This is a genomic window from Desulfosarcina sp. (assembly GCF_046496365.1).
Taxonomy (GTDB): domain Bacteria; phylum Desulfobacterota; class Desulfobacteria; order Desulfobacterales; family Desulfosarcinaceae; genus Desulfosarcina.
Window position 1 is genome coordinate 1 of record NZ_JAWOHB010000004.1, and the last position, 4910, is coordinate 4910.

Here is a 4910-nt window from a genome sequence, read left to right on the forward strand (position 1 = left end):
AAGCAGATCAGTGTGAAATAATCGGGGAAAGGAGGGACGAAACATGGCTGATTCCAAAGAACTTCAAGTCAAGGATAAACAGGCTTTGGCCACTGCGGCCGAGCAGACCCGGCCCGGCCTGGTGTTCACCCCGGTGGTGGATATCTTCGAGACCGATAATGAGATTCGCCTTCTGGCCGACATGCCCGGCGTGAAGGCCGACGACCTGAACATCGACCTGCGCGACAACGTCCTGACCATCAGTGGGGATGTGCGCCCGTGGGAATCTGCAGGGGAGACGGATTTGCTGGTCGAGTTCGAGATCGGTCGGTTCTATCGCCAGTTCGCCCTGGCCGAAACCATCGATCAAAATCGCATCGAGGCCGGTCTTACTGACGGGGTGCTCAATCTGACGCTGCCCAAGCACGCCAAGGCCACCCCCCGCAAGATCACCGTGGCGACGGCCTAAGCCGGATCGGACTTGAGAACTCGGGTGATCGGGCCGGTGCTGACGGCACCGGCCCGGGGCCGATGCAATCCGCGATGCATTGCCATGGCGCGAGATTATTACATGGTTCTGGGCATCGCTCGTGAGGCGAGCCCGGAGCAGATCAAAGAGGCGTTTCGTCGCGGCGCAAAGCGGCTTCATCCCGATGCGGGCATCGGCACCGGCAGCGGGAGCGACGGTTTTCGCGAACTCAACGATGCCTACCAAACGCTTTCCGATACTGAAAAACGCAAGGCTTACGATGCCGTTTTAGCGCCGCAACCCCCGCTGCATGCGGTGCAGCGACGCGGCATGGAAAAAAGGGATTTCGGTGCTTGCCCGGTCGTCCCCCTCAACACTTCGCCCCCGTGCGACAGTTTTCAAAGCCTCGATCTTCAATTGCAAATTCCTTCGGCCCTGGCCCGCCGGGGCGGTGAGGTGATCCTGGAACTGCCGTTGACGGACGTTTGTCCGGCCTGCGGCGGCGCTGTTTTTTCGGCGCCGGGCTGCCCCTTGTGCCAGGGCTGCGGTCGCGTGGAAACCCGCATCAGCGTGCCGCTGCGCATCGGTCCGAATACGGTTCACGGTGAGCGCCGGACCCTGTTGCTCAGACGTGAAAGGCTGGTGCTCAACCTGGCGCTGGTCTGCCTGTAGGCGGCGGGTGCCGTTGGCGCAAATGGCGACCCGGAGATGGCGCGGCGCAAGCGGGGGCATCACTCGCCTGTTGCCGGCGGAAACATCCAGGCGGCAAGCCTGCGAAACGGCGAATCGGGTTTTAAGTTCCGGCCCGATCGTTCAGCCAGATGGCGGAAGCGGCCGGCTTTGCTTTTTAAAAGACCATCTGGCAACGCCGAAGTCGGAGAGATCGGCGTTCTGGATGCCCAGAAATATGGGATCACCGTTGATCCGGTGGATGTTGACCTTGGCATTGAACACCTGGTGCAAAAAACCGTGTTTATCCTTGAGCTGGTACTTGCTGATGTCGTAGCCGTCGTCCTTTTGGCCTGCCCCGGTGATATAGCACTTGATGGCGGCCACCGGTTCACCGCCCAGGACCATGCCTTCAAGGCTCGACAGGCGCTCCTGGGCGTGGTCGATGAAATCGATGGCATCGAGTTTTTCCCCTTGATCGGAAGGCGGTTTGGGCATCAGGACATGAAAGTCTCCGATCAGAATCTGGCCCGGCCGGGCCTGTTCGATCATTCTGGCCAGCTCGATGGTGACATCCCCCACGATATAGCTGAAGGTCGTGGGGTTCAGCCCTTCGGATTGATAGAACTCATAGTGGCCGCCGATATGGAAGCCGCCGCGCAGCAGCGGGGCCACATGGCTGCGGGTCTTGCTGCGGGCGATGGCGTTGTCGGCCAGCACCAGGTGCATGAAATGATACAGATCGATATTGGCGTGCAGGCTGCGATCCCGGTTCCAGATATAAAATCCGTCCCCGGTGGTGGTTCGGGCGAAGCGAATCTTGATTTCCCGGTCTAACAGTTTGCTGTAGGCGGTGTTGACCGAATAGGCCAGGCTGTTGAGTTGAACCGCCTGTTCAAGGGGAGAGTGGCGCGAGAAGCCCACCACATCAAACAGCGCCACGGCCCTGTCGGTGACAAAGGTGATGCTGTAGCGCTTGACCAGTGAACTGATGATGCGATACGGCAGATCTTTGCCAAGGGCAAATGGCAGATCAACGTGCCGCGGTTCGCAGTCCAGTTTCCGCGCGATTTGATGCAGGGTTTCCAGCGGCAGCATCTTTGAGCCGGCGACGATTGCCTGGAGCATGTCGGGGATGACGGCCGAGGGGCGGCCCTGCGCCGCCTCGGCCGCATTTGCCGGCTGTTGCGCGAAAACCGCCTCCCCGATGGTGAAATGCGGCACCACCAGCGCATCCAGTCCGCCGGGACTGGGTGCCCAGCCAAGAAGGATATTTCTACCGAGGGACCAGAAATCGTAGAAAATTTCGTCCAGGTGGAAGAGGTGTTCCTTCTTGAACGAGTCATCCTGCTTTTCATCCATAAACAATTCCGTCCACGAAAAGCGTTTCATTTTATACCGATCCCTCCTCCCATTTTGCAGGCGAGTAGCGCCGGTCTCGCCTGAGGTTGTGCCATGGCGCCGCTTTCAGGCAGACGGCGGCATCGGATGATCGTGTTCGCCTCAGTCCTTTGACATTATCCGGCAAACCCCATCGGTATTGAAAGTGTAAAAATTATAATGGCGCTTCGCTGTTTCGTGTCGGTGGCTTGAATAGCCTTGCCGATGGGTGTTCAAGGGTGTAGCTTGCTGACGGGCTGTTTTTCTTGCAAAGCCCTTCCTGCGAGATGATCCAGGTCTGCGTCCGTTGTGGCGGGAAGTAAGCGCTTTCGATAAAGCTCGTCAAGCAGGATATCCACGATGGCAGCCAGAGGGGCTGCGATTAATACGCCCAGCACCCCAAAGGCGGCCACACACAGAAGCATGGAAAAAATCACGGCCAGGGGATGCAGTTTCATACCGTGCGCCACGATTAAAGGGAGGATGACATTGTTCTCCACTACCTGGACCGCAATATAGGAGAATAAGACCCACAACGGGGCCATGCCTCCTTTGCCCAGAGCGAGCAAGATTGCGGGTACGGCGCTGAGGATAGGCCCTATGAAGGGAATTGCTTCCAAAATGCCCGCAATCAGCCCGAGGACCAGCGCATCCATGAATCCGAAGACAGGCCACATGAGCAGGAATACGAGCAGGCCAATGGTGAACATTCCCAGCAGCGTCGTCGCGACCCACCGGGGCACAAATTTTCCAATGCGTTGTACGATGGTCAGCATCTGCTCGTGATGGCGCTCGGGTGCCAGGGAAAACATCGCCATAAAGATCGGGCGGGGATTCATGAGCGTAAATGTCGCACCGATAAAAACAGTTACCAGCACCACCAGAATATGGGTTACATTGAACGCCATGGTCGTGAAGCGTCCGGCCACGTTCTGGAACATCTCGCTCAAACTGGAACGCAGAGATTTTAACTCCTTTGCGGGTTTGGGGGATGACTTTTCAGCGCTTTGCGGCAAAGGTTGGGGCCTGCCATCCTCCATCCCGGTTCGGACAATCTCCAGAGTGACTTCCGCTTGGAGTTTTTCCTCGGAGATCACGGCTTGCTGCTCCATTTTGATCAGGGGTTTTTGGAATCTTTCCCAGTAAGATGGCGCCTGCTCCGAAAGATTAGCGACCAGCTTCTTCATGGGAACGAAAGAAGCCCAGCCCGTTAAGGCTATGGCCGCAATCAATGCGGTCACGATCAGTCCCGTTGCGCCTTTTCTTCCGCCCTTCCACGCGCGCATTCTGGATATTAAAGGATTCACTGCGAGGGAGATCAGAAGAATCAACAGAAACGACAACAGAATGGGGGAGAGCAGCGAGAACGACTGGATGAAGGCATACAGCGCCGCTCCCAGGATCATATATAAGAAAACCGGGAGCGGCGTCGGATTTTGTCTGGAGTCGCCCGTCATGGCAGTTTAGCGAAAATACGCAAGAGCGATGTCGGAGAGCGCATGAACTACGGGTTGGGCCAGCCGGCCGGTGCGCGTCCTATGGGTGCTGCCGCCCAAGAGAAGGCCTATGCCGACTCCAATCCCCAATGAAATCAGAATGGTCTTGCCCGGATTGTCGTGGATGTAATTCTTGGCCTTATTATAGTTTTCACCGACCTTCTCGGACGTTTTATCATAAGCATCACTGACTGCCTCTTCAGCGTGTCCGAAAGCCTCAGCGCCGCGCTCCAGGGTGCTTTTCGTTTTTGCGCCTGAATTGCCCGGTTCTCCTGTCGATTCTTGTCCAGAGTTTTCGTAATTATTTTTATCCATTTTATGCTCCTTGGTCTTCTATTACTTTCCTGTGTTCTGTTCTGTGGCGGCCTATTTAACGACACAATATTTGCTCTGATTGATTACGGTTCCATTTTCCCGTTGATCGTCGAATCACGTCCGCGCTGAGGTTGAGGCCCTGCATCACCGTCTGCTGTCTCCGCTGTAAAGCTTGCATTTTTTATCCAGTCGGCGGCAGCCTTCGTAGCCATGGTCAGCAAGGCCATTGTGATCAGGCCGGGCCTGGAAACTTGGGCATGCAGGCTATCGAGTGAATCGTGAACGCCCTCGGCAACGGTCTTCACAATTCGTTCCGTGGGGGTGGTACGGGTAATGAATACCCTTGAGGCTAGATAACCGAGGCCTGCTGCAGCCCCTATGGCCAAGAATGGTGAGTCCTTCACATATTCGCGCCAATCCGTTTTCTCTTTGATACGCTCGCTGATTTCATCCACTGTCCGGGAAATGTTTTCTTTTTCGTTAGCGATATCGTCACGTATATCTTGGGAACTGCGCTCGAAATTCGTTTCCTTTTCTTTACTTGAATGCTTTCTTTCAACCATTCCTTGTCCTCCTTCTCAGTCTTGATGCTGTCGTAAAAA

At 56.1% G+C, this 4910-nt stretch carries 6 protein-coding genes; 2 read left to right on the top strand and 4 right to left on the bottom strand.

Annotation, left to right across the window (positions count from 1 at the left end):
• The first annotated feature begins 43 nt into the window (after nucleotides 1–43).
• Together R6V78_RS00115 and R6V78_RS00120 are read left to right on the top strand one after the other, a co-directional pair.
• The gene (locus R6V78_RS00115) at nucleotides 44–448 is read left to right on the top strand and encodes an Hsp20/alpha crystallin family protein (RefSeq protein WP_410287282.1); all 405 of its coding nucleotides are present in this window, start codon (nucleotides 44–46) and stop codon (nucleotides 446–448) included.
• A gap of 12 nt (nucleotides 449–460) precedes the next feature.
• Nucleotides 461–1120 (top strand): J domain-containing protein, encoded by a 660-nt coding sequence (locus R6V78_RS00120; protein ID WP_410287283.1) that lies wholly within the window; start codon nucleotides 461–463, stop codon nucleotides 1118–1120.
• Nucleotides 1121–1261: 141 nt separating this feature from the next.
• On the opposite strand, the gene R6V78_RS00125 is transcribed toward R6V78_RS00120, so the two are convergent.
• The 4 genes from R6V78_RS00125 to R6V78_RS00140 form a co-directional block, all read right to left on the bottom strand.
• Nucleotides 1262–2509: a hypothetical protein gene (locus R6V78_RS00125; RefSeq protein WP_410287284.1), complete on the bottom strand. Its 1248-nt coding sequence runs from the start codon at nucleotides 2507–2509 to the stop codon at nucleotides 1262–1264.
• Nucleotides 2510–2730: 221 nt separating this feature from the next.
• Nucleotides 2731–3954 (bottom strand): AI-2E family transporter, encoded by a 1224-nt coding sequence (locus tag R6V78_RS00130; protein WP_410287285.1) that lies wholly within the window; start codon nucleotides 3952–3954, stop codon nucleotides 2731–2733.
• 6 nt (nucleotides 3955–3960) lie between these two features.
• The gene (locus R6V78_RS00135; RefSeq protein WP_410287286.1) at nucleotides 3961–4308 is read right to left on the bottom strand and encodes a hypothetical protein; all 348 of its coding nucleotides are present in this window, start codon (nucleotides 4306–4308) and stop codon (nucleotides 3961–3963) included.
• A gap of 83 nt (nucleotides 4309–4391) precedes the next feature.
• Entirely contained in the window at nucleotides 4392–4871 is a 480-nt protein-coding gene (locus R6V78_RS00140) for a hypothetical protein (protein WP_410287287.1), read from the bottom strand.
• Nucleotides 4872–4910: the final 39 nt, after the last annotated feature.

Excerpts from the sequence above, each read along its gene's own strand:
- R6V78_RS00135 (WP_410287286.1), bottom strand. The coding sequence starts at position 4,308 with ATGGATAAAAATAATTACGAAAACTCTGGACAAGAATCGACAGGAGAA.
- R6V78_RS00125 (WP_410287284.1), bottom strand. The coding sequence starts at position 2,509 with ATGAAACGCTTTTCGTGGACGGAATTGTTTATGGATGAAAAGCAGGAT.
- R6V78_RS00130 (WP_410287285.1), bottom strand. The coding sequence starts at position 3,954 with ATGACGGGCGACTCCAGACAAAATCCGACGCCGCTCCCGGTTTTCTTA.
- R6V78_RS00140 (WP_410287287.1), bottom strand. The coding sequence starts at position 4,871 with ATGGTTGAAAGAAAGCATTCAAGTAAAGAAAAGGAAACGAATTTCGAG.
- R6V78_RS00115 (WP_410287282.1), top strand. The coding sequence starts at position 44 with ATGGCTGATTCCAAAGAACTTCAAGTCAAGGATAAACAGGCTTTGGCC.